The organism is Microbispora cellulosiformans (assembly GCF_008728085.1).
Classification (GTDB): Bacteria; Actinomycetota; Actinomycetes; order Streptosporangiales; family Streptosporangiaceae; genus Microbispora; species Microbispora amethystogenes.
Genome location: NZ_VYTZ01000002.1, coordinates 701,511 through 727,729 on the forward strand (window position 1 = coordinate 701,511; position 26,219 = coordinate 727,729).

Annotated in this window: 24 protein-coding genes; 16 read left to right on the forward strand and 8 right to left on the reverse strand. The window is 73.6% G+C overall.

The window, feature by feature from the left end; translation table 11 throughout:
• Window positions 1-9 precede the first annotated feature (9 nt).
• The 3 genes from F5972_RS07165 to F5972_RS07175 all read left to right on the forward strand — a co-directional run bounded on the left by F5972_RS07165 (window position 10) and on the right by F5972_RS07175 (window position 2,646).
• The gene (locus F5972_RS07165) at window positions 10-1,464 is read left to right on the forward strand and encodes an acyl-CoA carboxylase subunit beta (protein WP_150932268.1); all 1,455 of its coding nucleotides are present in this window, start codon (window positions 10-12) and stop codon (window positions 1,462-1,464) included.
• A 188-nt stretch (window positions 1,465-1,652) separates the two neighbouring features.
• Window positions 1,653-2,102, forward strand: a complete 450-nt coding sequence (locus F5972_RS07170; RefSeq protein WP_150932269.1) for a hypothetical protein — start codon at window positions 1,653-1,655, stop codon at window positions 2,100-2,102.
• Window positions 2,089-2,646: an aldo/keto reductase gene (locus F5972_RS07175; protein ID WP_191909979.1), complete on the forward strand. Its 558-nt coding sequence runs from the start codon at window positions 2,089-2,091 to the stop codon at window positions 2,644-2,646. The genes F5972_RS07170 and F5972_RS07175 overlap by 14 nt, the downstream gene beginning before the upstream one ends.
• 153 nt (window positions 2,647-2,799) lie before the next feature.
• On the opposite strand, the gene F5972_RS07180 is transcribed toward F5972_RS07175, so the two are convergent.
• A complete protein-coding gene (locus F5972_RS07180) occupies window positions 2,800-3,297 on the reverse strand; it encodes a DUF3145 domain-containing protein (protein WP_191909980.1) in 498 nt (165 codons plus the stop codon).
• Between the two features lie 205 nt (window positions 3,298-3,502).
• Here F5972_RS07180 and F5972_RS07185 point away from each other — a divergent pair, with 205 nt between their 5' ends.
• From F5972_RS07185 to F5972_RS07200, 4 genes are all read left to right on the forward strand, one after another.
• A complete protein-coding gene (locus F5972_RS07185) occupies window positions 3,503-4,513 on the forward strand; it encodes a S8 family peptidase (RefSeq protein ID WP_150932273.1) in 1,011 nt (336 codons plus the stop codon).
• Window positions 4,514-4,576: 63 nt separating this feature from the next.
• Window positions 4,577-5,098 carry an RNA polymerase sigma factor gene (locus F5972_RS07190; protein WP_150932275.1) on the forward strand — a complete coding sequence of 174 codons (522 nt, stop codon included), beginning with the start codon at window positions 4,577-4,579 and terminating at the stop codon, window positions 5,096-5,098.
• 67 nt (window positions 5,099-5,165) lie between these two features.
• On the forward strand, window positions 5,166-5,750 hold the full coding sequence (locus F5972_RS07195; RefSeq protein WP_150932276.1) for a hypothetical protein: 585 nt from the start codon (window positions 5,166-5,168) through the stop codon (window positions 5,748-5,750).
• The gene (locus tag F5972_RS07200; protein WP_225311264.1) at window positions 5,750-8,518 is read left to right on the forward strand and encodes a CHAT domain-containing protein; all 2,769 of its coding nucleotides are present in this window, start codon (window positions 5,750-5,752) and stop codon (window positions 8,516-8,518) included. The genes F5972_RS07195 and F5972_RS07200 overlap by 1 nt, the downstream gene beginning before the upstream one ends.
• Before the next feature lie 2 nt (window positions 8,519-8,520).
• On the opposite strand, the gene F5972_RS07205 is transcribed toward F5972_RS07200, so the two are convergent.
• Window positions 8,521-9,384 (reverse strand): sulfurtransferase, encoded by an 864-nt coding sequence (locus tag F5972_RS07205; protein ID WP_150932280.1) that lies wholly within the window; start codon window positions 9,382-9,384, stop codon window positions 8,521-8,523.
• 238 nt (window positions 9,385-9,622) lie between these two features.
• Here F5972_RS07205 and F5972_RS07210 point away from each other — a divergent pair, with 238 nt between their 5' ends.
• Window positions 9,623-10,003, forward strand: coding sequence for a hypothetical protein (locus tag F5972_RS07210; protein WP_150932281.1), 381 nt, complete (start codon window positions 9,623-9,625; stop codon window positions 10,001-10,003).
• Window positions 10,004-10,066: 63 nt separating this feature from the next.
• On the opposite strand, the gene F5972_RS07215 is transcribed toward F5972_RS07210, so the two are convergent.
• The 3 genes from F5972_RS07215 to F5972_RS07225 form a co-directional block, all read right to left on the reverse strand.
• Window positions 10,067-11,350, reverse strand: a complete 1,284-nt coding sequence (locus F5972_RS07215; RefSeq protein WP_318527530.1) for an alkaline phosphatase family protein — start codon at window positions 11,348-11,350, stop codon at window positions 10,067-10,069.
• A 133-nt stretch (window positions 11,351-11,483) separates the two neighbouring features.
• Window positions 11,484-12,062 (reverse strand): DUF5998 family protein, encoded by a 579-nt coding sequence (locus tag F5972_RS07220; RefSeq protein WP_150932283.1) that lies wholly within the window; start codon window positions 12,060-12,062, stop codon window positions 11,484-11,486.
• Window positions 12,063-12,133: 71 nt separating this feature from the next.
• Window positions 12,134-14,770, reverse strand: a complete 2,637-nt coding sequence (locus F5972_RS07225) for a bifunctional acetate--CoA ligase family protein/GNAT family N-acetyltransferase (protein ID WP_150932285.1) — start codon at window positions 14,768-14,770, stop codon at window positions 12,134-12,136.
• 279 nt (window positions 14,771-15,049) lie between these two features.
• On the opposite strand from F5972_RS07225, the gene F5972_RS07230 reads away from it, so the two are divergent.
• Window positions 15,050-15,943: a carbohydrate kinase family protein gene (locus tag F5972_RS07230; protein ID WP_150932287.1), complete on the forward strand. Its 894-nt coding sequence runs from the start codon at window positions 15,050-15,052 to the stop codon at window positions 15,941-15,943.
• 85 nt (window positions 15,944-16,028) lie between these two features.
• On the opposite strand, the gene F5972_RS07235 is transcribed toward F5972_RS07230, so the two are convergent.
• Window positions 16,029-18,140 carry a RecQ family ATP-dependent DNA helicase gene (locus tag F5972_RS07235; RefSeq protein WP_150932289.1) on the reverse strand — a complete coding sequence of 704 codons (2,112 nt, stop codon included), beginning with the start codon at window positions 18,138-18,140 and terminating at the stop codon, window positions 16,029-16,031.
• Window positions 18,141-18,225: 85 nt separating this feature from the next.
• Here F5972_RS07235 and F5972_RS07240 point away from each other — a divergent pair, with 85 nt between their 5' ends.
• Window positions 18,226-18,798 carry a GNAT family N-acetyltransferase gene (locus F5972_RS07240; protein ID WP_150932291.1) on the forward strand — a complete coding sequence of 191 codons (573 nt, stop codon included), beginning with the start codon at window positions 18,226-18,228 and terminating at the stop codon, window positions 18,796-18,798.
• A gap of 237 nt (window positions 18,799-19,035) precedes the next feature.
• A complete protein-coding gene (locus F5972_RS07245; protein ID WP_150932293.1) occupies window positions 19,036-21,567 on the forward strand; it encodes a DNA gyrase/topoisomerase IV subunit A in 2,532 nt (843 codons plus the stop codon).
• A 65-nt stretch (window positions 21,568-21,632) separates the two neighbouring features.
• On the opposite strand, the gene F5972_RS07250 is transcribed toward F5972_RS07245, so the two are convergent.
• Complete coding sequence (locus F5972_RS07250) at window positions 21,633-22,589, reverse strand: helix-turn-helix domain-containing protein (RefSeq protein WP_225311266.1); 957 nt, start codon at window positions 22,587-22,589, stop codon at window positions 21,633-21,635.
• A 253-nt stretch (window positions 22,590-22,842) separates the two neighbouring features.
• On the opposite strand from F5972_RS07250, the gene F5972_RS07255 reads away from it, so the two are divergent.
• Together F5972_RS07255 and F5972_RS07260 are read left to right on the forward strand one after the other, a co-directional pair.
• Window positions 22,843-23,331: a hypothetical protein gene (locus F5972_RS07255; protein WP_150932297.1), complete on the forward strand. Its 489-nt coding sequence runs from the start codon at window positions 22,843-22,845 to the stop codon at window positions 23,329-23,331.
• 2 nt (window positions 23,332-23,333) lie between these two features.
• Complete coding sequence (locus F5972_RS07260) at window positions 23,334-23,621, forward strand: DUF3817 domain-containing protein (protein ID WP_150932299.1); 288 nt, start codon at window positions 23,334-23,336, stop codon at window positions 23,619-23,621.
• 4 nt (window positions 23,622-23,625) lie between these two features.
• Here the strand turns inward: F5972_RS07260 and F5972_RS07265 are convergent, their stop codons facing one another.
• Window positions 23,626-24,000, reverse strand: coding sequence for a VOC family protein (locus tag F5972_RS07265; RefSeq protein WP_150932301.1), 375 nt, complete (start codon window positions 23,998-24,000; stop codon window positions 23,626-23,628).
• Window positions 24,001-24,136: 136 nt separating this feature from the next.
• Between F5972_RS07265 and F5972_RS07270 the strand changes: the two genes are divergently transcribed.
• The 3 genes from F5972_RS07270 (at window position 24,137) to F5972_RS07280 (ending at window position 26,126) form a co-directional block, all read left to right on the forward strand.
• Window positions 24,137-24,637 (forward strand): beta-class carbonic anhydrase, encoded by a 501-nt coding sequence (locus F5972_RS07270; protein ID WP_150932303.1) that lies wholly within the window; start codon window positions 24,137-24,139, stop codon window positions 24,635-24,637.
• Between the two features lie 122 nt (window positions 24,638-24,759).
• Complete coding sequence (locus F5972_RS07275; protein ID WP_150932305.1) at window positions 24,760-25,770, forward strand: SPFH domain-containing protein; 1,011 nt, start codon at window positions 24,760-24,762, stop codon at window positions 25,768-25,770.
• Window positions 25,771-25,802: 32 nt separating this feature from the next.
• On the forward strand, window positions 25,803-26,126 hold the full coding sequence (locus tag F5972_RS07280) for a hypothetical protein (protein ID WP_150932307.1): 324 nt from the start codon (window positions 25,803-25,805) through the stop codon (window positions 26,124-26,126).
• Window positions 26,127-26,219: the final 93 nt, after the last annotated feature.

The window sequence follows — 26,219 nt, forward strand, 5'->3', positions numbered from 1 at the left end:
GAGTCTCGAATGACTGTGCTCGACAGCGGGACGACGGCCGGCAGAGGGACCACGGCAGCCAGGGAGACGGCGGCCGCGACCGCCGAAGCGGCGGCCGTCGACTCTCGCGACCCCCTGGTGCGCCTCGGGCACCTGCTGGACGAGGGCTCGATCCGGCGGATCACCCCCGAGGACAGGAGCGGCGTGCTGGCCGTGACCGGCCGGGTGGACGGCGTGCCGGTCATGGCGTTCTGCAGCGACGCCCGCATCCAGGGCGGCGCGATGGGCGCGGAGGGCTGCGAGCACATCGTCCACGCCTACGACGTGGCCGTCCGCGAGCGGGTGCCGGTCATCGGCGTCTGGCACTGCGGCGGCGCCCGCCTCGCCGAGGGTGTGGAGTCGCTGCACGCCGTGGGCCGGGTGTTCGCGGCCATGACCAAGGCGTCCGGCGTCGTCCCCCAGATCTCCGTCGTCGTCGGCCCGGCGGCCGGCGGCGCCGCGTACGGCCCGGCCCTGACCGACATCGTGATCCTGGCCGACAGCGGCCGCATCTTCGTCACCGGCCCCGACGTCGTCCGCAGCGTCACCGGCGAGCAGATCGACATGGCCGCCCTGGGCGGCCCGGAGCCGCACAGCAAGCGCAGCGGAGTCGTCCACGTCGTCACGAAGGACGAGCCCGAGGCCCTGCTGAAGGCCCGCCAGCTCGCCGGCCTCCTCGGCCACCAGGGCCGGATGCGCGACGTGGACGAGGTCGACTTCAGCGACGTGCTCCCCGACAACCCCCGCCGCGCGTACGACGTCCATCCCCTGGTCAAGGGCCTGCTCGACGATCCCGGCGTGGAGCTTCAGCCCAAGTGGGCGCCGAACATCGTGACCACCCTGGGCCGGCTCGGCGGCCGCACCGTCGGCGTCATCGCCAACAACCCCATGCGGCTCGGCGGCTGCCTCGACTCCGCGTCCGCCGAGAAGGCCTCCCGGTTCGTCCGGATGTGCGATGCCTTCGGAGTTCCTCTGATCGTGCTGGTGGACGTGCCGGGCTATCTCCCCGGCGTCGGCCAGGAGCACGACGGCGTCGTCCGGCGCGGCGCGAAGCTGCTGCACGCCTTCGCCGAGGCGTCCGTGCCCCGCGTCACGCTGATCACCCGCAAGGCGTACGGCGGGGCGTACATCGCGATGAACTCCCGCTCGCTCGGCGCGACCCGCGTGTTCGCCTGGCCGACCATGGAGGTGGCGGTCATGGGCGCGGTCGCGGCGGTGCGGATCATCAAGCGGCGCGAGATCGCCGCCGTGCCGGAGGAGGAGCGGGCCGCGCTGGAGGCCCGTCTGGCCGAGGAGCACGAGAAGTCCGCGGGCGGCCTTCAGCGCGCCATCGACCTCGGCGTGGTCGACGAGGTCATCGAGCCGGCCAAGACCCGCGGCGCGATCGCCCGGGTGCTCGCCCAGGCCACCCCGGCCCGCGGCGCGCACGGCAACATCCCGCTCTGATCGCTTTCCGGAAGCGCCGGCCCCCGATCACGGGGGCCGGCGCTTCCGTCGTGTCCGGAGCCCCGCGCCGGACGGGCCGGTGGGCCGGACGGGACCCTCGGCGCCGCGTTCTCCCACAGCGGACGACATCTACTTGACGCGAAACGACAAGTACTTGATGCTGGGCGTCAAGTAGAAGGGAGACGGGCATGGACGAGTGCCGTGCTCTGGCCGAGGACCTGCGCAGGGTCGTGGGCGGCAGGGTGCTCGACCCGCTGGAGATCCTGTTCGAGCCGGGTGAACTGTCCGGCGGGGACGCGCGGCTCCGCGAGCTTCTCGAGGTCAAGAGCCAGGCGTGGGCGGAGGTGCTGTGCGGCGGCGACGACCGCGCGGCCGCCTTCCTCGCGATCAGGCTCGTGAGCGCCCTGTATCCCGGGGACGAGCCGTTCGACCCGCCCGCGGCGTGGTGGGGCACCCCTCTGGGCCGGGCGGTCGCCCGGCGCGCGGGGCACCCGGCCGCCACCGCGGTTCCGGTCTCGGTCGCCGCGGCGATGCTGGGCATCACCCGCCAGGGGGTGCACGACCTCGTACGGCGGCACAAGCTCGACCGCGATCCCGAGGGCGCGATCACCACCGCGTCGATCCGTGCCCGTCTCTGACCTGGTCTACCTGCGGGTGGGCGGGGACGGGCTGCTGTTCCCCGGCGAGGTGCCCTTCGCCGAGTCCTTCGGCGCGCTGGCCGAGCTGCACCGGCGGGGGCTGATCCGGGCCCTCGGGCTCAGCGGCGTCACGACCGCCCAGCTCGCCAAGGCACGGGCGATCGCGCCCGTGGCCGCGGTGCAGAACCGCCTGCATCTGTTCGACCGGTCCGGCGACGAGGTCCTCGGCGAGTGCGAGGCCGCCGGCATCGCGTTCACCGCGTACTTCCCGCTCGCCGCCGGCATGCTCCGCCCCGGGCTGGACCTGTCACTGGCCCCGCCCGGTATGGCCCCCTCCACCGCGCAGCTCGCGACGCTCGACGAGGTCGCGGGCCGGTACGGCGCGACCCGGGCGCAGGTGGCGCTCGCCTGGCTGCTCGCCAGGTCCCCGGTCACGCTGGCGATTCCCGGGACCTCCTCGCTCGCCCACCTGGAGGAGAACATGCGTGCGGCCGGGCTCGGCCTGGCCGTCGAGGACGTCGCCGTCCTGGACGTCCTCGCCTGATCGGGACTCTCTTGCCTGGTCGGGACCCCTCGATTGATCGGGACTCCTCGCCTGATCGGGACGCGGTACGACGACGCCCGGCCGCGCGCACGCCGTGAGCCGGCGGGCGCGGGGCCGGGCGTCGGGGCCGGGCGTCGGGGCCGGGCGTCGGGGTCAGACGGCGGCGTGCAGCCAGCGGACCGGGGCTCCCTCGCCCGCGTAGCGGAACGACTCGAGCTCCTCGTCCCACTGCTTGCCGAGCAGGCGGTCGAGCTCGTCCTCCAGGACCACCCGGCCCTGGGCCGCCATCAGCATGATGTTGCGCAGCCGGTCCTCGGGGACCAGGATGTCGCCGTTCGCGCCGACGACGGCCGTGAAGGCACCGAGCGTCGGCGTGTAGGCGTGCCGGGAGCCGTCGACACCCGGCGAGGCGTCTTCGGTGATCTCGAAGCGGATGCGCTGCCAGCCCATGAGCGATGACGTGATCGCCGCGGCGGTGCCGGGACGGCCCTCCCACTCCGCCTGGGCCCGCAGGGTCCCGGGCGCGGCGGGCTGGGCGGTCCACGTCAGGTCGACGGGCACGCCAAGAACGCCTGCGACGGCCCACTCGATATGCGGGCACAGCGCAGGCTGAGCCGAGTGGACGTACAGGACGCCACGAGCAGCAGCCACCGGACCTCCCAATTCGCATGAGGTGCGCCTTCCCCAACGGCCTCACGGTTTGAGATGATCACGGTTGGATGACTGTAGGAGAGACTACCGTCCGTCGCAGCCTGGCACCAGAGGGGGGTCATACCGAATGGTGCTTGGCAACTCTTTGCATTGGGAATGACACCTTCCGCGATATCCCCAGAAAGGTCGTGGAAAGGCTCCGCGAATGCGCACCCGGCTCATCGAGCCCGTCCCCGGGCGCCCCGCCCTCATCCGCCCGGGCGAACTGCTGACCTCCGCCCCCGCCGCGGTCGCCCGGTGGACGCTCGCCGCCGAGCCGCTCCCCGGGCCGCTTCCCGGGACGGGCCGCGTGCACCGCGTACGGCTCGCGCCGGACGCCGACGTGATCGACCTGACGGCCACGCTGCGCGACCGCGGGCACGCTGCCTCCCCGAACCACGTCCTTTCGGGCCAGCCGTTGTTCTTCGGCGGGCCCGGCGGGGCGCCCTCCCCCGCGCCGCCTCCGCCGTACGAGCCGGGGGAGCCCTGCGAGGTCACCGTCGCGGTGCTCGACACGGGCCTGGCCCCGCATCCCTGGCTTGCGCGGTGGTACAGCGCCGACATCGCCGAGACGCCCGACGCCGACGGTGACGGCGTGCTCGACCGGCAGGCCGGGCACGGCACGTTCGTGGCCGGGCTCATCCTGCGGCACGCTCCCGGCGCGCGCCTGCGCGTCCTACGCCTCCTCGACAGCGACGGCGTCAGCGACGAGGCGGCACTGCTGGGCGCCCTCTCCGTGCTGCGCGAAGGGCCCGCCGACGTGCTCAACCTCTCCTTCGGCGGGCACACCTTCGACGACGGGCCGCCCCTGGGACTGGCCGAGGCGCTCGCCGCCTTCCCCGCCGTCGTCGCCTGCGCCGGCAACACGGCCTCCTCGCGTCCCTTCTGGCCCGCCGCCCTGCCGGGCGTCGTCGCGGTCGGCGCGCTCGACGGGGGCACGCGCGCGTCCTTCTCGGCGTACGGGCCCTGGGTGGACATGTGGGCGCCCGGCGTCGGGCTCGTCAGCAGCTTCCTGGACCACGGCGGCTTCCACGGCTACGCCTCCTGGAGCGGCACGTCCTTCGCCGCCGCCGTGGTCTCCGGCGCGCTCGCCCGTCTGTGCCGGGAGGTTCCGCCCGACCAGGCCGTACGGCGCCTGCTGCGGGACGGCGGGCCGGGGATCTCGGGGTGGTCGTGACGACCGGGGATCGATAGGGTTCCAGTCACCATTCGCATCCCCCCGAGCGCGAAGAGTGACTTCATGCCGACAGACGACTCGTTCGCCACCATCGACCAGGCCGGCTGGGAGGACCTGGTCGCCCGGTTCGACGGCAGGATGTGGGCGGTCGCGCGGGCGTTCGGGCTCAGCGCCGCCGACGCCGCCGACGCGGTGCAGTGCGCCTGGCTCCGGCTCGTGGAGAGCGCGGGCGGCATCCGCGACCCCGCCCGGATCGGCGCCTGGCTCGTCACCACCACCCGGCACGAGGCCGCCAGGCTCAGCCGAAGGGCCCGTGGTGAGGTGGTCTCCGACCTGGACGTGCCGGACACGGCGCAGCCCGACCCGACGGCGGCCGTGGTCGACGCCGACTTCGGCAGGCAGGCGTGGCGGCGGCTCGACCTGCTCGGGGAGCCCTGCCGCTCGCTCATCCGCCTCTATGTGCTGCATCCCGAGGCGAGGTACGCCCAGATCGCGGTCCGGCTCGACCTGCCGGTCGGCAGCATCGGGCCCACCCGGGCCCGATGCATGTCCCGGCTGCGCGCGCTGATGGAGGAACCGGAGTGAACGGCAACCGGGCCCGCCCCTCGGGGCGGCCGTGTGGAAGCGGGACGACGAGGCAGGAGGAGCGCCGATGAGGGAGGAATACCTGCTCGCGGCCCTGCGCATGGGCGCGGGCGCCGACCCCGTGCCCGAGGGGGTCTCGGCCGCGGCCCGGGCGGTCTTCCGCCTGCGCGTGCCCGGAGGGGTGCCCGCCGGACCGGTGGACCTCGCCACGCCGCCCGGAGCGCGCTCCTCCCCCGCGACCGACGCCTCGTCCGGGACCTCGCCCGGCGACTCGTCCGGCGGCTCGTCCGGCACGGACGCGGCGGCCGGGGAGCCGCGCGCCGCCGGAGCGGGCGACGAGTCATGGCGGCCGGGCGCCGGGGACGGCCGGGACAACCCGGCGCACGTACGCCGGTTCAGCGCGGCGGGCCTGGTCATCGACCTGGAGACGACCATCGCCGGTGGGCGGATGGAGGTGGCCGGGCAGGTGTCCCCCGCCCCCGGGCCGGACGCCACGATCGAGGTGCGCACCCCGCATGTCGGCAAGGTCCGCGCCCTCTCCGAGACGGGTCACTTCGCGGTCACGGGCCTGCCGCCCGGATGGGTCAGCGTGGTCTGCCATCGGCCCGGCCGGCCGCCCGTCTTCACCCGCTGGCTCCGCGTACGCCCGTGATGTCGCGGCAGCCCGCCCCCGGGCCGGACGCCACGGGCCCGTGTCCTCGCACCGGCCCCTCCCATGAACCTCACCAGGACGACGACCGGCTGGTCGGCCGGGCCGAGGCGGCCGTACGGCTCTCGGGCACCGATCCGCGACGGGCCCTGTCGGAGGCGCGGGCCGTGCTGGCGCTGACCCGGCGCGCGGAGCCGGCCGGGCCGTACGGCGAGGCGGCCTCGGTGGCGCTGCGCGCGTCGGCGCTGGCGGCCCGCGAGCTGGGCGACCTGGAGCTGGCCGAGGAGCGCCTGCGAGAGGCGATCGGCGCGGCGCGGGAGCATCCGCGGCGGGTGGCCCAGGCGCGGATGTCGCTCGTCACGGTCCGGGCCCAGCTCGGCGATCCCGAGGGCGGGCTGCACCTGGCCGCCCTCGCCGAGCGGCACCTCACGGGGACCGACCTGGCGCGGCTGGACGTGCAGCGGTCGGTCGCCCTGATGCTGCTCGGGCGGCACGCGGAGGCCGTGCGGCACTGCGACCGGGCGATCGGCCCGCTGGACGAAGATCCCCGCTTCCAGGCGGGCGCGCTGCTCAACCGCGGCCTCGCCCACGCCTACCTGGAGCGGTACGGAAGGGCCGAGGCCGACCTGGCCCGCTGCGCCCGGATCGCCAGGTGCGCGGGCCTCGACCATCTCGTGATGCTGGCGGAGGGCAACCTGCCGTTCGTGGCGGGCCGCCGGGGCGACATCGCCGCCGCCTTCACGCGGTACCGCGCGGCGGAGGAGACGCTGTTCGGCTTTCCCGAGCGGCTCGCCGCGATGCGGACGGACTTCGCCGAGGCGCTCGTGGCCGCCCGGCTGCCCGGCGAGGCACGCGCGCTGCTCGAACAGGCCGTGCCCGAACTGGTGGCCGCACAGGCACACGCGGCGATCCCCCAAGCGCGGCTGTCGCTCGCCCAGACCGCCCTCCTCTCCGGGGACACCCGGCTCGCCGGCGCGACCGCGCGCACGGCGTACGCGGAACTGGCCGCGCAGGGCAGGACCGCCTGGCTGCCCCTGGCCACGGAGGTCGTCCTGCGGGCCCGCCTGGCCGACCCGGCCGACCGTCCACGGGACGGATTCACCGATCCGGCGGCCGGCTTGGGCTCCGGCGCCCCGGAAACGCCCAGCACCCAGGAGGAGCCCAGCTCTCCGGGAACGCCCAGTGCCCTGGAGGCACCGCGCTCTTTGGATGCACCAGGCGAGGACCTGATCGCCGAACTGGTGGCCTGTGCCGACGAACTGGCGGCCTGCGGGTGGTCCGCGGCGTCCTCGGCGCTGCGGCTCACCGCCGCCACCTCGGCTGTACGGCTGGGCGCGCTAGGCCGCGCCCGCGAGCAGTTGCGGATCGCCGCCGCCACCGCGACGCGCCCGCTCGTCCGGTGGCACGCGGTGGCCCTGCGGCACCACCTGGACGGGGATCTGGCCCAAGCCCTGGCCGCCGCCGCCCGCGGCATCGAAGCCACCCATCCCCGGTGCGTCGCGGACACCGAGACCAGCGGTGACGCGGTTCCGCAGGCAAGCACCGCGCTGCCGACGGGTGGTGCGGCTTCGGAGGACGTTCACGCGCCTGAGCGGGACGCGGAGCTGCGGGCCCACGCCGCACGGCCCGCCGAGGATCTCGCTTCGTTCGGCCTGGAGATCGCCATCGACCATGCCCGCCGCACGGGCGACGCCTGGGCCGTGCTGGAGTGGTCGGAGCGGTGGCGGGCGGTCGTGCGCGGCGCACCGCCGCCGTTCCCGCCACTCGAAAACCGCCGCCTGCCCGTGCCTCTGCCTGGGGACCGGCGTGCCGGGGCTGGGCTGCTTGTGGAGCTGGTGCGGCGCGGTGACGAGTTGTTCGCCGTCACCGCAGACGACAGCGGGTGCGCGCTGCGCGCCTTGGGCTCCTATCAGGCGGCGGTGGAGGCGACCAAGCGGATCAGGTACGGCCTGCGCCGCCGTGTCCTGCGCGACGCCGGTCACCCGGCGGGCGCCGACGACGAGGCGGTGGCCCGTGAACTGTCCGCCCTCGACCGGCGGCTCCTGAGCGGTCCCGGCACGCTCGCCTCCCCCGGCTCGCCGGGGCAGGGGGCGGCCGGGCCGGTGACGATCGTGCCCACGGGAGCGCTGGGCACGCTGCCCTGGCCGCTGCTCCCCTCGTTGCGCGGACGGCCGGTGTCGGTCGCGGCGGACGCCGCCCGATGGTTCGCTCCGGCCCCCGCTCCGCCCGGCGGCGATCCGCTGGTGCTGTCGGTGGCGGGCCCGGGGCTCGACCACGCCGCCGCCGAGGCCGCGATGGTCGCCGCCGCGCATCGGCGGGCGCGGCGCGTCGGCGCTTCCAGGGCGGAGGTGCTGCGCGCGCTGGAGCAGGCCGACGTGCTCCACGTCGCCGCCCACGGGCTGTTCAGCCCGCGCGGGCCCATGCTGTCGCACATCACGCTGGACGACGGGCCGCTCATGGCGTACGACCTGCTGACCGCGCGCCGGATGCCCCGGCTCGTCGTCCTGTCGGCCTGCGACGCGGGGATGGCGCACGCGCCGGTGGACGGCGCGGCGCTGGGACTCGCCGGGACCTTCCTCGACCGGGGCGCGGTGTGCGTGGTCGCCGGAGTCGTGCCGGTCCGCGACGACGAGGCCCCGGCGCTGATGACGCTTCTCCACACGCTGCTGGCGGACGGCCGCTCCCCCGCCGAGGCGCTGGCCCTGGCCTCGGAGAAAACGGCCGTGCCGGGATTCGTCTGCTTCGGCGACGGCCGCCTCCCGGCGGGCTGAGGTCAGCCGGTCGCGACGGGCCTGCCGGGGTCGGCCACCCAGTTGGACCACGAGCCGGCGTACAGGGCGGCGGGCAGTCCGGCGATCTCCAGTGCGAGCACCTCGTGCGCGGCCGTCACCCCCGACCCGCAGTAGGCGCCGACGGGCACGCCCTCGACGGCCCCCAGCGTGTTGAACCGCTCCCGGAGAAACGACCCGCTGTGGAAGCGCCCGCCGGGTTCGACGTTCTCGGAGGTGGGGGCGCTGACCGCGCCGGGGATGTGACCGGCGACGGGGTCGACGGGCTCCACCTCGCCCCGGTACCGCTCGGCCGCCCGTGCGTCGAGCAGCACGCCGTCGGCGGCGAGCGCGGCCGCCTGGTCGGCGTCGAGCACCGGCATCCCGCCGGGCCGGGCGGTGAAGTCTCCCGGCGTCACCGGCCCTTCCTCCTTGGACACCGGGAGCCCGGCTTTGGTCCAGGCCCGCAGGCCGCCGTCCAGCACGCGGACGTCGCCGTGGCCGAAGTAGCGCAGGGTCCACCACGCCCGGGCGGCCGACGTCGAGTCGGCGTCGTCGTACACGACCACCGGGCGCGCGCCCGACACCCCGAGGCGGCGCATGGCGGCGCCGAAATTCTCCGGGGAGGGCAGCGGATGCCGCCCGGCCGGGCCGGGCGGGGCGGCGAGATCGGCGTTCAGGTCGCAGAAGACCGCCCCGGGCACGTGGCCCTCACGGTACGACTCGATGCCGGGTGGTCCGCCGAGCCGCCAGCGGACGTCGAGGATCGTGACGTCGGCGAGCGCGGCGAGTTCCTCGGGAGTGATCAGCGGGCTGTGCTCCCCGCCGCGGTGCTCCCCGGTCCGCTCTTCCCCGACTCGCTCGCTCATGAGACCCCTCCTGGCCGGTACGGTGGCACAGCCATTGTGCCAAGCCGTCACCGCCGCCCGGCGTCACGCGGTGCTCCGCGGTGGCAGCGGTTTCGAGCTGGTACGGGCGAAATTCACTGCTTTGGTCGCGCGAATGCGATCGAGTTACCTCGCCTGGGGCGATGCGGTGGACCTGTTCGAGCGGCGCGGGCTGCCGAAGGGAACGTACGAGAACCTGTAGGAGGAGGAGTACATCCTGGTGCCGGGTCCCGCCGCGGTGACCGGCGAGCTCCCCCTCGACGAGCACGAGCGGACGCCGTGGCGGGAGGGCACGCCCGAAGCGGCCACCGGGTACGTCGTGGACGGCGACCTGGTCGTCGACGGGAACATCACCGATGTGGACGACGGGGCCGCCGCGCTGATCGTCCTCGGGAACCTGCGGGCGAGGAACGTCTATTCCACAGCCCCCATCGGCGGTCTCGCCGACCCGGCGCCCGAGGCCCCGCTCAGAAGCCTCCTCGTCCCCGAACTGCTGGTCACCGGCGCCCCCGGCCCCGACGGCATCCCCGAGATCGGCATCCGCGGCGACGCTCTGCGTGACCGCCTGCTGGCGGGCCTCCCCCTCACCACGAACTTCTAACCCCTGACCCCTGCGATCAAGCGCGTCCGTCGATCCCGGCGCGGTTCACCGATCGGTGATCGGTCAGCGGCGGATCTCCAGGAGCGGCACGTTCTGCTCGGCCGGGGTCAGTGATCCGTGATAGCCGGTCAGGGACGACTCCACCGGTTCGGCGGCCGAGGCCACGATCACGCACTCGCCGTACGGCACGGCCAGCACGTCGCCGATGCGGCCGAGCCACTCGCGCCGGACGCGGCGGCCGAACCAGCCGGTATCGGCGGCCTCCTCGCGGGTCACCACCCAGGCGCGGCCGTGCAGCGCCTCGCGCCAGGTCTCCAGGACCCCCTCCGCCGCGCCCGGCCTCGTGTAGACGTGGCGGGCGCGGGCCTCGCCGCCGAGCATGAGCACACCTTCCCGCAGGTCGGGGCGGTGGTCCACGTCGACCTTGTCAGTGGCGTTGATCATGCCGTGGTCGGCCGTGACGTACAGGACGGCGCCCGGCGGCAGGGACTCCGCGATGCGCTCGGCCATGCGGTCGACGACGGCGAGCTGTTCGAGCCACGCGCCGCTGCCCCAGCCGCCGACGTGGCCGGCCCGGTCGACGTCGCCGTAGTACACGGTGACGTAGGAGGTCTCCCGCAGCGCGTGCCGCACCGCCTCGACGCGCTCGCCTGCGGTCTCCGCCGCCCAGTAGCGCATGCCCCGATAGACGGCGCGGGTGAGTCCGGTGCCGTCGAAGGAGGCGGGCGCGACGTAGACGGGATCCACCCCCGCCGCGGCCATGCGCTGGTAGACGGTCTCGGCGGGCTGCCAGACATCGGGGTCGACGGGCAGGCCGGGCGCGGTCCAGCGCAGGCAGTTGAACAGCCTGCCCTCCCCCGGCACCGCCATCTGGATCCCCACCATGCCGTGCTCCCCCGGAGGCGCGCCGGTGCCGAGCGTGGCGAGGCTCGTCGGGGTGGAGGACGGGAAGCCCGCCGTGAGCGTGCCGCGCAGGTGGGCCGACAGGAACGGCGCCGTTCCGGGATGGGCGGCCAGCATCTCGGCCCCGAGCCCGTCCACGAGGAACAGGCACACCCGCGCGGCCGGCTCCAGCGCCAGCGTGTTGTCCGTGGACAGGCCGAGGGAGGCGAGCATCGACCCCGGCAGGTCGGCGAGCGAGGCCGTGCCGTACGCGGGCACGTACGGCACGGCCGGCGGCCCCTCGGCGACGGTCCCGAGAACCTCGGGCGCCTCGGGATCCGCCGGAGGCGCGAGAGACGGGGAGGCCGCGGGTGCCGCCGCGGCCGCCGGGGCCTCCGAGGGCGCCCCGCCGGACGCCGCCGCGGACGTCCCGCGCGACGCCGCTGGAAGCTGGGGGTCGATCACGTTGCCTCCCGGCGGACGAGGAGGGGGACGGCGTCAGGGAGTGCCCGCAGACTCCCCGGCGTGACGGGACGCTCCTCAGACGGTGCTCTCCTGGACGGTGACCTCTCGGACGATGACCTCTCGAATGGTCCTCTCAGACGGTGGCCTCGGACAACGCCTTGGCGAAGGCCAGCACGTGGGTGACGGCCTCCGGCCCGTCGGCGGCCTCGCTGACCCGCAGCGACAGGTCGTCGGCGGTGATCGCGCCGGTGTAGCCGTGGTCGGCCTCGCAGTTCTCGTCGCCGCAGGTCGCCGGTTCGAGGTCGACGTGGGAGATCGCGCCCCAACCGATCGTCAGCGTGACCTCCGTCGGGGACGTGCCCTGCGCGTACGACGCGGGGTCGGGCACGACTCTGGTCACGGCGACCGACTGGATGCGGCTCAGCCGCACCGCCTCCGTGGTGGTGGAGGCGTGCGAGGCGGGCATGCCCTCCGCGGGCGGATGCTCGTCGGTGTGGCAGACCAGCAGCCGGGTGGGTGACAGGACCAGCACGGTGACGTGCCTGCGCACCTCCATCGCCGGGTCGAACGTCGCCTCGTGATGCACGACGTACGCCGTCACCTGCTCGCTGCCGAGTGCGGAGTCGACGGCGTCGGCCACCAGATCCGGGTAGTAGCCGCTGCGATCTATGGCCTCGCGCAAGCCCGCGGCGGAGACTCGGGTTTCCCTCATGGGTCCATCCTGCCCTGTAAGGGACACCTGTTTCACACCCCGGCGGGACGGGTTTTCCGCCCGCGCCGGGATCAGCGCAGACGGCGGGGCCCGGCGTCGGGGCGCAGCGTGGTGACGGGCCGCAGTACGGCGCGGGCGCCCAGCACCACCGCGCCGGACGCGCCCGCCAGCACCGGGTCGAGGTCCATCCGCACGACCTCGGGCAGCGCATCCGCCAGCAGCCCCACCCGCACCAGCAGGTCCTCCAGCGCCTCGACCGCCACCGGCTGGTAGCCGTACTCGCCGAACAGCAGCGGCGCGGCGCGCACCGACCGCACCAGCGCCGCCGCGTCCTCCACCGAGAGGGGTGCGAGGCGGTGCGCCTGGTCGCCGAGCAGCCGGGCGGTGACCTCGCCGAGGCCGAACGTGACGACCGCGCCGAAGTAGCGGTCCTGCGTCACCCCGGCGACGGCCGGCACCGAGGGCTGCGGCGCCATGCGCTGCACCGCGAGCGGGGTGCCGGGCCCGAGCAGCGCGGCCAGACCGGCGTACGCCTGCCGGACCCCGGCGGCGTCGGTGAGGCCGACGCGGACGGTGCCCGCGCGGCGGACGTGCTCCGGGTCGGCCGACCTGACCACCACGGGCGGGCCGAGGCGCTCGGCGAGGGCGACGGCCTCCTCCGCGTCGCCCGCGACGTACGACGGCCACACCTCGACGCCGTAACAGGCCAGCAGCGCCGTCGCGTCGATCTCCCGCTCGGCCGCGGGTCCGGCGTCTCCGGTGAGCGCGTCGGCGACGATTCGCCGCGCCGCGGCCGGGTCGATCCCGTCCACCTGCGGCACCAGGCCGACCGGCTCCCGGCGCCAGCGGGCGTACCGCACCACGTGGGCCAGCGCGCGGACCGCCTCCTCCGGGGCCTGGTACGACGGGATCGACCCCCGCCCCGGGGACTCGTCGCCGGGAGCGCCCGGGACCCGCAGTTCGTCCGGCATGCCCAGCCGGCCCTGGAAGGTGGCGAGCACCGGTTTGCCGGACTCCCGCGCGGCGTCGAGCAGTGCCCCGGCGACCTCGCGGCAGTCGCCCGGGATCGGCGGCATGTAGATCGCGACGGCGGCGTCCACCTCGGGCAGCACGCTCCTCAGCGCCTCGGCGAACTCGGCGGCGCCGGCCCGGGCGCCGAGGTTCACCGGCGGATGGGGCTCCAGGCCGGCGCCCGCGCACGCCTCCTCGGCCAGCAGCGTGAGGGCGTCGGAGTTGCCGACGACGCCCACCCGCGGCCCGGCCGGTAAAGGCTGGTGCGCCAGCAGCTGGGCGACGTCGAAAAGCTGGACGAGGTCGTCCACCCGGATGACCCCCGCCTGCGCGAACAGCGAGCTCAGCGCGGTGTCGGGCATGGCGAGCACCGGCGCGGCGTGCCCCCCGGGCACCCCCCGCGACCTGACCACCACGATCGGCTTGGACCGGGAGATCCGCCGGGCCAGCCGGGTGAACTTGCGCGGGTTCCCGATGGACTCCAGGTAGAGGAGGATCACGTCGGTCGCCGGGTCCTCCTCCCAGTACTGCAGGAGGTCGTTGCCGGACACGTCGGCCCGGTTGCCGGCCGAGACGAACGTCGAGATGCCCATGCCGCGCTGCGCCACCCGCTGCAGCAGCGCGGTGCCGAGCGCGCCCGACTGGCTGAAGAAGCCGACCCTCCCCCGGCCCGGCAGGGTCGCCGCGAGCGTCGCGTTGAGCCGTACGGCGGGGTCGGTGTTGGCGATGCCCAGGCAGTTGGGGCCCACCACCCGCATGCCGTACGCGCGGGCGATGCGGACGAGTTCCTCCTGGCGGGCGAGGCCCTCGGGACCCGTCTCGCCGAACCCGGAGGAGACGACGACCAGGCCCTTCACGCCCTTCTGCGCGCACTCCTCGACCAGTTCGAGCACGCCCTCGGCGGGCACCGCCAGCACGGCGAGGTCCACCTCGCCGTCGATCGCCGACACGCTGCGGTGCGCCGGCACGCCGGCGACGGCCCGCACCTGCCGGTGGACGGGGTAGACGGGCCCGGTGAAGTCGGCGGCGAGCAGGTTGCGCAGCACCGCCTGGCCGATGCCGCCCGGCTCGCGGCTCGCACCGATCACCGCGACCGACTCCGGCGTGAGCAGGCGGGCGATCGAGCGCGCCTCGGCGCGGTGCTCGCGGGCGAGCCGCACCTCCAGGGCCGTCTCGGTGCTCGACAGGTCGAGCGTCATGCGGACGACGCCGTCCTCGAACTGGCTCTGCGCCGTGTATCCCGCCTGGCGGAACAGGCCCGTCATCCGGTGGTTGCCGGGCAGCACGTCGGCGATGAACGTCTTGATCCCGCGTTCACGGGCGGCGGCCCGCAGGTGCTCCATCAGCACCGAGGCCACTCCCCTGCCCTGGTGGGCGTCCTCGACCAGGAAGGCCACCTCGGCGTGGTCGCGGGGCTGCACGCGGTCGTACCGCACGACCGCCACCATCTCCGTGCCGATCGTGGCTATCAGGGCGACCCGGTTGTCGTAGTCGACATTCGTGAAGAATGCGACGTCCTTGTCGGTCAACCGGGGGCGCGGGCCGAAGTAGCGGAAGTAGATGGACTCCGCCGACAGGCGTGAGTAGAAGGAGCGCAGCATGCCGGCGTCGTCCGGCCTGATCGGGCGGACATGGGCGGTGCCGCCGTCGGACAGCACGACGTCCGCCTCCCAGTGGGCGGGGTACTGAGGGTGCACGCACCCGAGATTATCCGTGCCCGGCTTGACGGCAATTGGGGGATTTCTACTTACTTATCGGGATACCTGCGCGAGAGCACTTATAAGGGATCTACCAACCGTGGAGGGACGAGTTGGACAACGCTTGTGCATCGACTGTTCCCGTCTGTCCGCTCTCCACCCACGGCGCCCCTGGAAGCTGTTAGGTTTCTGGGCGTCAGCCTCTACAGCACGGAGCGGACGCCGCCCCTCCTCGGGCCTGGCTCGCCTCCATTAGCCAGTCGGCAAGGTGGTGACAGCATGACGCGGGTCGTCGTGGTGGGCGATCTCATGACGGACGCGGTCGCACGCGCGAAGTTCCCTCTCGCGAGGGCGAGCGACACCCCTGCCGTCGTGACCATGCACGGCGGCGGATCCGGCGCCAACATCGCCTCCTGGCTGGCCGTGGAGGGCTCCGAGGTGGCCTTCATCGGCCGCCGCGGCGCCGACATCACCGGCCGCAACCGGGACATGGAGCTCATGGGCTACGGCGTGGACGCCCGGCTCGTCATGGACCCCGAACGGCCGACCGGCACCTGCGTCGTCCTCGTCACGCACAAGGGCGAGCGCACCATGCTCTCCGACCCGGGCGCCAACGCCGCGCTGTCCCCCGAGGACCTGCCGCGCGACCTGTTCACCTCCGGCGGCCACCTGCACGTGTCCGGCTACACGCTGATCAACGAGGGATCGCGCGACGCCGGTCTCGCCGCTCTCGACATGGCCCGCCGGGCGGGCATGTCGATCTCCGTCGACTGCGCCTCCTCCGCCCCACTGGAGCGGACCGGCGCCGAGCCGTTCCTGGAGTGGACCGACGGCGCGAAGCTGCTGTTCGCCAACGGCGACCAGGCCAAGGTGCTCACCGGCAGGGACGACCCCGCCTCGGCGGCGAAGGTGCTGACCGCCTGGTTCCCCCAGGTCGTGATCAAGGTCAACGCCGAGGGCTCGCTCTGGTACTCCAACACCCGCCCCGAGCCGGTCAGGGCGTCGGCCGAGGTCGTCGACCGGGTGGTCGACGGAACCGGCGCCGGCGACGCCTTCGCCGCCGGCTTCCTGCCGGTCTGGCTGGACGGCAAGCCGGCCCCGGAGGCCCTGGCCGCGGGCAACGCCCTCGCCGCCCGGTGCATCTCCAACCTCGGCGCCCGTCCCCGCCTCTAGCCGAAGCGGACCCGGCGCGCCACCCCGTGCGCCCTCGCCGGCCTCGGCGTCGCACCTTGGCCGGTGACGGTCGGCCGTCCCGGAACTAGTTCGTGACGGCGAGGGCGAGGGGAAGCGCGGCGGGAGCGCCCGCGTGGCGGATCTGGGCGGCGGCGAGCGCCATCGTCCAGCCGGTGTCGACGCGGTCGTCCACCACCAGCACCGGTCCGTCGAGGGCGGCGATCCGCGCGGCGAGTTCGCGCGGCATCGCGAGCGTCCCCCGGATGGCCGCCACCCGCTGGGCGCTGTTGTGCCTGGCCGCCGGTGACCCGTCGCGGTAGCCGAGCGCGCCGAGGTGCTCCAGGCGGCCCACCTGGGCCAGCCGTTCGGCGAGCGACCCGACCAGCACCGGCCGCGACCCCGAGGGCACCGCGACCACGCCGACCGGGCGCCGCGCCCACTCCCACGACTTCAGCACCTCGACGACCGCGGCGAACACGTCGTCGGGGACCGGCCCGTCACCCGCGGCGAACAGTTCCCGCAGCCGGGTGCCCCAGCCGATGTCGGTGAGGCGGCCGAGCGCGCGGCCCGGCTCCGCGCACAGCTCCGGCTTGATCCGCCCCTTCAGGTCGGGCAGGCCGGTGGGCCACTGGCGGCGCGGCTCGATCTCCACGCCGGGCCGCGCCAGCCGCTGCCGAGCGGCCTGTACGGCCTCCTCCGGCACCTCGGCGGACCGGTGGGCGCCGGTGCAGTTGTCACACCGGCCGCAGGGCTCGGCCGTCTCGTCGTCGAGATGGCGGCGCAGGTATCGCTCCCGGCACTCGGTGGTCGTGATGTAGCCGAGCATCGCCTCCTGCTCGGCCCGGCGCTCGGCGGCCACCCTGGCGTAGCGCTCGGTGTCGTAGCTCCACGGCTCGCCGGTGGCCTCCCAGCCGCCCTTGACCCGGCGGACGGCGCCGTCCACGTCGAGCACCTTGAGCATCATCTCCAGGCGGCTCCGGCTGAGGTCGACCCTCGTCTCCAGCGCGGGGGTGGACAGCACGCCCTCCTGCGAAAGCGCCTCCAGGGTCGCCCTCACCACCCCCTCCGGAGGGAAGGCGAGCGAGGCGAAGTAGGCCCAGATCTCCTTGTCCTCCGGGCCGGGCAGCAGGATGACCTCGGCCCGCTCGACGCCGCGGCCGGCCCGGCCCACCTGCTGGTAGTACGCCACGGGCGAGGCCGGAGCGCCCACGTGGACGACGAAGCCGAGATCGGGCTTGTCGAAGCCCATCCCGAGCGCCGAGGTCGCCACCAGCGCCTTGACCCGGTTGCCGAGCAGGTCGGCCTCCGCCGCCAGCCGGTCCGCCGCCTCGGTCTGCCCCGTGTACGCGGTGATCGGGTGGCCCTGCTCGCGCAGGTACGCGGCGATCTCCTGGGCCGCGGCGACGGTCAGCGTGTAGACGATGCCGGAGCCCGGCAGGTCGTGGAGCGTCCTGGCCAGCCAGGCGAGCCGCTGGCCGGCCCCGCCCAGCCGTACGACGCTCAGGTGGAGGCTCTCGCGCTCCAGCGGGCCACGCAGGACGAACACCTCGCCACCGGGCAGTTCGTCCCACTCCTGGGTGACGGCGAGCTGCTCGGCGACGTCGCGGGTGACCCGGGCGTTGGCGGTGGCGGTGGTGGCGAGCACGGGGATGCCCGGCGGCAGCTCGGCCAGCAGGGTGCGGAGCCTGCGGTAGTCGGGCCGGAAGTCGTGCCCCCAGTCGGAGATGCAGTGGGCCTCGTCGATCACCAGGAGCCCGGCGCTCGCGGCCAGCTCGGGCAGCACCTGGTCGCGGAAGTCGGGGTTGTTCAGCCTCTCGGGGCTCACCAGCAGCACGTCGACCATGCCCTCGGCCACCTGGCCGTAGACCTTCTCCCAGTCCTCGGGGTTGGCCGAGTTGATCGTCTCCGCGTGGATGCCGGCCCGCTCCGCGGCGTCTATCTGGTTGCGCATCAGCGCCAGCAGCGGGGAGACGATGACCGTGGGCCCCTCGCCGAGCTCGCGCAGCAGCGCGGTCGCGATGAAGTAGACGGCCGACTTGCCCCAGCCGGTGCGCTGCACCACCAGCGCGCGCCTGCGGTCCATGACCAGGGCCTTGATGGCGGCCCACTGGTCGTCGCGCAGCCGCGCGTGGTCTCCGGCGAGCGCCCGCAGCCGGGCCTCGGCCTCTTCCCGCAGCGTCACCTCTTCTTCGCTCACCCGCCCATTGGTACCAGGTCCGGCCGACCGTTTCGGCCCCGAGCACGAAGTGGCCGGCGGGCGCCGTGGTTGGATGAGCCCCGTTATGGACGTCACCACGTGGTACCTCGAACAGACCAGCCCCTCCGACCTGCGCCCCGGCCGGAAGCCCGCGCTCCCCGCCGAGATCGTCCGGGCGGAGGTGCCCAGCCCCGAGTTCGGCCGGTTCCTCTACACGGCGGTCGGCGGCGACTGGCAGTGGACCAATCGGCTGCCGTGGACCTGGAAGCAGTGGAAGGACTGGCTCGACCGGCCGGGGGTCGAGACCTGGGTGGCCTGGACGCGCGGCACTCCCGCCGGATACGCCGAACTCGTCGCGCGCGACGGCGCCGTCGAGATCACCAGCTTCGGGCTGCTGCCGTACGCGATCGGTCAGGGGCTCGGCGGATGGCTGCTCGGCGAGGCGGCGGCACGCGCCTGGGACATCGCGAGCCGGTGGCCCGGCCTGGAGCCCGCCCGGCGGGTCTGGGTGCACACCTGCTCCCTCGACGGCCCGGCGGCGCTGGCCAACTACCGGGCCCGGGGCTTCCGCGTCTACGACGAGAAGCTGAACGCGCCGGGCGACGAGGACGAGGGCGAGACGCCCGGCCCCTGGCCCGGCGCCGGTCCCCGCACCTGACGCCGCGTCCCCGATCGCATGCCCGGACACCCCTGTGATCAGGGAAACCGGCACGCGGCGGCGGCCGTACGCCCGGGCGCACCGGCGAAGCCGGAACGGAGGGCACGGGCCCGGCAGTAGGGTGGTGAGTCGCGAACATGGCGAACTCTCGGCAGAATGTTCGATGTTCACGCCCGACGTTCGCCCCTCCCCGGTCCCGACGGCCGGGGCCCGGCTCCTCGACACGCAGGAATCCACATGGCCCGACGCACGACGACACCTCCGCCGGACGAGGACTTCGAGGAGCGGATCGTCGACATCGACGTCTCCGCCGAGATGCGGGCGAGCTACCTTGAGTACGCCTACTCGGTGATCTACCAGCGCGCGCTGCCCGACGCGCGCGACGGACTCAAGCCCGTCCAGCGGCGCATCCTCTACTCCATGAGCGAGATGGGCCTGCGCCCCGACCGCGGGCACGTCAAGTCCTCCCGCGTGGTCGGCGACGTCATGGGCAAGCTCCACCCGCACGGCGACACCGCAATCTACGACGCGCTCGTCCGGCTGGCGCAGCCGTTCTCGATGCGCCTGCCGCTGGTGGACGGGCACGGCAACTTCGGCTCCCCCGACGACTCCCCCGCGGCGATGCGGTACACCGAGGCGCGGCTCGCCCCGGCGGCGATGCTGATGGTGCAGTCGATCGACGAGGAGACCGTCGACTTCAAGCCCAACTACGACGGTCAGGAGACCGAGCCGACGGTCGTGCCGTCGGCCTTCCCCAACCTGCTCGTGAACGGCGCCTCCGGCATCGCGGTCGGCATGGCCACCAACATGGCCCCGCACAACCTCGGGGAGGTCGTCGCGGCGGCCCGGCACCTCATCAGGAAGCCGGAGGCGACGCTCGACGAGCTCATGCGCTTCGTGCCCGGCCCCGACCTGCCGACCGGCGGCATGATCATCGGTCTGAGCGGCGTCAGGGACGCGTACGAGACCGGGCGCGGCACGTTCAAGATGCGGGCGAAGGCGACGGTCGAGCAGGTCACCCCGAGGCGCAAGGGCATCGTCGTCACCGAACTGCCGTTCAACGTCGGCCCCGAACGGGTCGTGACGAAGATCAAGGAGCTGGTGACCTCCAAGAGGCTCACCGGCATCTCCGACCTCAAGGACCTGACCGACCGGCACAAGGGCCTCCGCCTGGTCATCGAGATCAAGAACGGCTTCAACCCCGAGGCCGTGCTGGAGGAGCTCTACCGGCTCACGCCGATGGAGGAGACCTTCGGCATCAACAACGTCGCGCTGGTCGACGGCCAGCCGCGCACACTGGGCCTGCGCGAGCTGCTCTCGGTCTACGTGGCCCACCGGCTCGACGTGGTGCGCAGGCGCTCGGCGTACCGGCTGCGCAGGCGCGAGGAACGGCTCCACCTGGTCGACGGCCTCATCGTCGCGCTGCTCAACATCGACCAGGTCATCCAGGTGATCCGCGGGTCGGACGACTCCGCGCAGGCCCGCGCCCGGCTCATGGAGACCTTCGCGCTGAGCGAGATCCAGGCCAACTACATCCTCGACACCCCGCTGCGGCGCCTCACCCGCTACGACAAGCTGGAGCTCGACCGGGAGAAGGAGCAGCTCCAGGCCGACATCGCCGAGCTGAACGAGATCCTCGGCTCGGAGGACCGGCTGCGCAAGGTCGTGTCGGCCGAGCTGGCCGAGGTCGCCAAGACCTACGGCACACCGCGCCGCACCGTCCTGCTGGAGTCGTCGGACGCCGCCAGGGCCGCCGTCGTGCCGCTGGAGGTGCCCGACGACCCCTGCCTGGTCATGCTGTCGTCCACCGGCCTGCTCGCCCGTACGACCGACGCCTCGCCGATCTCCGGCGAGGGCGAGCGGACGGCGCACGACGTGCTGGTGTCGGTGGTCCGCTCGACCGTGCGCGGCGAGGTCGGCGTGGTCACCTCGAAGGGCCGCGTCATCCGCGTCTCGGTGCTCGACCTGCCCGCCCTGCCGCCCTCGGCCAACCCGCCCTCCCTGGCCGGCGGGCATCCGGTGTCGGAGTACGTCTCGCTCGAACCGGACGAGAAGGTCGTCGGGCTCGGCTCGCTCGATCCCGACGGGCCGGGCCTCGCGCTCGGTACCAGCCAGGGCGTGGTCAAGCGGGTGGTGCCCGAATACCCGGTCAACCGCGACGAGTTCGAGGTGATCGGGCTGCGGGACGGCGACGTGGTGGTGGGCGCGGTGGAGCTCACCTCGGCCGATCACGACCTGGTCTTCATCACCTCGGACGCTCAAATGCTGCGCTTCTCCGCCTCCGTCGTACGGCCCCAGGGCCGTCCCGCCGGAGGCATGGCCGGCGTGCGCCTGGAGGGCGATGCCCGGGTGGTCTTCTTCGGCGCCGTCGATCCCGCCCTGGAGGCCCGTGTCGTGACGATCGCCGGCTCCTCCACCGCCCTGCCCGGCACCCAGATAGGCGCGGGCAAGGTCTCCGACTACGCCGACTTCCCCCCGAAGGGCCGGGCGACCGGCGGCGTGCGCGCCCAGCGCTTCCTCAAGGGCGAGGACGTGCTGCTGCTCGCCTACGCCGGGCCCGCGCCGGTGAAGGCGGTCTCGTCGAACGGCAGGCCGGTGCCGCTGCCGGAGGAGATCGGCCGCCGCGACGGCTCGGGCGTGCGCCTCGTGCACGCCATCGCGGCGATCGGCGGCGCGCTCGGCGCGGGCGGCGACGACGAGGAGACCGCCGCCACCGACGGCGGCATGGCCACGACCGGTGACACGGGCGGCGAAGACCCGCTCGCGTAAACGCTCGAGGCGAGGATCCGCTCGCGTGGGCCGCGGCCGGTGAGGAGCCGCCGGGGCGCCGCCGTTCAGGGGACGGCAGCGCCTCCGTGGAAGGAGGAGCGGTACGCCTGCGGCGTGGTCCCCACCACCCGCTTGAACCGCTCCCTGAACGCGGTGGGCGAGCCGAACCCGGCCTGCGCGGCGACGCGCTCGATGCTGTGGCCGGTGTTCTCCAGCAGGTACTGCGCCCGCCGGACCCGGGCCCGGAGCAGCCACTGAAGCGGGGTGGTGCCGGTCTGCTGCCGGAAGCGCCTGCTGAACGTCCGCTCGCTCATCCCGCCGTGGACCGCCATCTCCCGGAGGGTGAGGTCGCGGCCGAGGTTGTCCTCGATCCACGCCAGCACGGGCTCCAGCAGCGAACCGCCGGGCACCGGCGGATGTTCGTGGACGATGAACTGGGCCTGGCCGCCCTCCCGCTCCAGCGGCATCACGGACAGGCGGGCGGCGTCGGCCGCGACGGCCGAGCCGTGGTCACGCCTGATCATGTGCAGGCACAGGTCGAGTCCGGCCGCCGCCCCGGCGGAGGTGAGCACCTGCCCGTTGTCCACGTACAGGACGTCCGGCCGAACGTCCACCAGCGGGAACCGCCGGGCCAGTTCAGGCGCCGCCACCCAGTGGGTGGTGGCCCGCAGTCCGTCCAGCAGTCCGGCCGCCGCGAGCGTGAACGCGCCCACGCAGATCGACGCGAGGCGGGTGCCGCGCGCGGCCGCGTCGCGCAGCGCCTCCAGCGCCTCGGGCGGGGGCAAACCGGCCCGCTCCGAGCAGCCGGGGACGACGACGGTGTCGGCCTGGGCCAGCGCGTCCAGCCCGTACGGCACGCGCAGGGCGAACGTCTCGGTCTCCACCTCCGGGGCGGGCCCGCACACCCGCACCCGGTAGGGCCGCCGGCCGTCCGGCAGGCGGGTGCGCCCGAAGACCTCGATGGGGGTCGCCAGGTCGAACGGCACGACACGGTCCAGCGCCAGGATCGCCACGGTGTGCACAATCGCCACGATAGACGGAATCCCGCCAGCGGTGGATCCGGCGAGCCGGTGCCGGTGACCAGGTGAAGGCCATTGGCGAGAATCCGTTGGTCTTTGGCGTTCTCGCCTCTGGGATGGAGGCGGCCGTGCTCCTACGGTTGGTGACCGCACACCGACGACAAGGAGAGATGCCGATGCCGGCCCAGTTCGCGCTGTCCGAGAGGTCCGGCCCCCTGGACGGCCTCGCGCCGTCCGCCGCCGGGGCCCGCGCACGATGACCGCGTTCTTCCTGGCCGTCCACGTCCTCGCCGCGATCCTCGCGATCGGCCCGGTCGCCGTGGCCGCGAGCATGTTCCCCGCCGCCGCGCGGCGCCTGTCGCATCCGGGCGCGCCGGTGCGAGGCGTGATGGCCGCCGACCAGGCCGCGCTCCGCGTCCTGCACCGCGTCTGCCGTGTCTACGCCCTCGTGGGCCTGGCCGTACCGGTTTTCGGGTTCGCCACCGCGAGCGGTCTCGGCGTGCTGCGTGACGCGTGGGTGGTGGCGTCCGTCCTGCTCACCGCCGCGGCGGCCGCGATCCTGGCGCTGGCGGTCCTGCCGCGTCAGGACGCCGTCCTCGCCCGGCTCACCGCCGGGGATCCCCCGCCCGCGGGCACCGGCCGCGACGTGGCGAGGCTCGCCATGCTGACCGGTGTCTTCAACCTGCTGTGGGCGGCCGTCACGGTGCTGATGATCGTCCGTCCCGGCTCGACCACGGGAGTCTGACCATGTCGCGCCCTCGTCCCGCCCTGCGAGCCGCCGCCGCCGTCGAGCTGGGATCCCTGGCCGTCCTCCTGGCCAACCTGGCCACCGCGCACCTGCGGCCCGTCTCCTCGCTCGTCGGCCCCCTGCACGGCTGTGCGTACCTGTTCGTGGTCGTGGCCGCCGCCCGCGACGCCGGATGCGACCCGACCGGCAGGGTCCTGGCATGGGTGCCGGCCGTCGGCGGCCTCCTCGTCCTGCGGCGCCTCGCGCGCGCCCCGCGGGAGGAGGCCGCCGACGGCACTCCCGGCTGAGCCGTCAGTCCGACGGGATCAGGCAGAACGGGTGCCCGGCGGGGTCGAGGAAGACCGTCCAGTTCTCGTCCTCGCCCGGCTGGTGCTCGTGCCTGACCGCTCCCAGGGCGAGCACCCGCTTCTCCGCCTCGGCCATGTCGTCCACGGTCAGATCCAGGTGGAACTGCTGGGGGTGCTCGGAGCCGGGCCACTGTGGGGGCCGGTAGTCCGGCACGCGCTGGAAGCCGACGCGGACCTGGTCGGCACCGGCGAGCGTGACCCATTCGTCTCCCTCCTCGTAGGCGATCTTCCAGCCCAGCACCTCCGCGTAGAAGGCGGCCAGGGCCTTTGGTTCCGGACAGTCGAGCACGACCGTGCGCATCCGCGCGACACCGCTCATGAGGGATCTTTCTCCTTCCATTGCAACACCAGTGAAAACTGTATACCGGTGTCGTGGCGAGGGCCAGGCGACACGGAGAGGGAAATCCGCTACCCCCGCGCCGACCGCCGAAAGGGGATCGGGCAACATCTGTCACATGACCGGTGCTTTCGATGATCTCCTGGCCGCCAACGAGAAGTACGCGAGCACGTTCTCGCACTCCGGCCTCACGGGCCGGGCCGCGCGCGGCCTCGCCGTGGTGACGTGCATGGACTCCCGCATCGACCCGCTCGGACTGCTCGGCCTGACAGCCGGCGACGCGAAGATCCTGCGCAACGCGGGCGCCCGGGTGACCGACGACGTCCTGCGGACCCTCGTCCTCGCCGTCTACCTGCTCGGTGTGAACCGGGTCCTGGTGATGCCCCACACCGACTGCCGGATGTCCAAGTCGACCGACGAGGACGTCCACAACCTCCTCGCCGAGGAGCACGGCATCGACACCCGCAGCCTGGAGTTCCAGACCGTTCCCGACCAGCCGGCGGCGCTGCGGCACGACATCACCCGCATCAAGTCGAGCCCGTACCTGCCCAAGGATCTCGTCGTCGGCGGCGCGCTTTACGACGTGCACACGGGGAGGCTCCAGCCCATCGAGCTCTGACCCCGCCGTACGGAGGGGGGCGCGGCCGGCGCGAGGACGGAACCCGGGATGACGGCTTCGACGTTCTCCTGGCGACTGACGTAACTTAGGTACCTTTCGCCACTCCACCCCCAGGAGCACATATGCCCAGCCGCACCCCCTCCGCCGCGTCCGGCGGCGCCTCCCGCCGGTCGTTCCGCGGGCTCACCGTCGTCCTGATCCTCGCGCTCATCGTGATCGGCGTGCCTGCCCTGTACGGCGCCTTCCAGGGCTTCGACCGCACGACCGGCGGCGAGGTGGCGGTCGTCCGCGACGGCGGACCGCTGGACGACAACAGGGTCCGCCAGATCATCGACCCCGGCTCCGGCGTCACCTGGATCGGCTGGTGGTCGCAGATGCACCGCTACCCCGCCCAGCAGCGGTTCTACACGATCACCTCCGACAGCGGCCACGGCGAGAGGTCCGGCGTCGACGTCGTGAACGTCCCGAGCGGCGACGGCGTCAACATGGGCATCGAGGGCACGCTCTACTTCGCCCTCAACCTCGATCACCAGACGCTGAAGTCGTTCGACGACAAGTTCGGCACGCGGAAATTCCGCAGCACCAACGGCGGGACCTACTACCCCTGGCAGGGCGACGAGGGCTGGTCGGCGTTCCTCGACCAGATCATCCGGCCGGTGATCGACAACGACCTGCGCACCCAGATCAACAACTTCCGCTGCGCCGAACTCGTCTCCTCCTGCGCCCTCGTGCAGAACAACAGCAGCCAGCAGGGCGGCGGCACCCCGCAGCAGGGCAACAACGCCAACATCGCCAAGATCCAGAACGCGGTCAACACGAGCCTGGCCGAGGACCTCAAGGCGACCCTCGGCGCCGACTTCCTCACCGGCATCCACTTCAACCTCTCCCGGGTGACCCTGCCCACGGAGGTCCAGGAGGCGGTGAACCAGGCGCAGGCGGCGTTCGCGAAGGTCACCGAGGCGCAGGCGAAGGTCGCCCAGGCCCGCGCCGAGGCGGACGCCAACAAGGCCCGGCAGGACGGCTACAACAAGTGCCCCACGTGCGCCGAGATCGAGAAGCTGAAGGCCCTTCCCCAGGGCATCACGGTCTACGCGCCGGGCAATACTGGTGGCGTCGCTCTGCCCACCAAGTAACTCCGCCCACCAAGTGACAGGGTCGTGATCCGATGCGCCTGCTGACCCTTCCGGTGACGCTCATCGTGCTCGCCGTGCTCCTCTACCTGCTCTTCGCGGTCGTACGCCGGTCGGGGACGGCGTCCCGGCGGGACGTTGGCGGCCCTGCCCGCTGGGAGGCCGACACGGTCATGGAGAACGGGTGGACCCTGATCGTGGTGCGCAAGGTCGCGCCCGGCAGGAACGGCCCGGTGGAGCTGACCCGGCAGACGGTCCGAGCCATCGCCGACAACGATCCCGACTGGGACGAGCGCTACCGGGAGGGCATGCTGGAGGCCCGCAACCGGGTCAGCACGCTGGAAATCGAGAACGGCTGAGCCCTCCGGAAGGCCCGAGTCATCACCCGTCAGGTTCGCCGACGGGATGGGTGACAGGGTGAGCGACGGGGCAACAGAAAGGGCCGGTGCGAT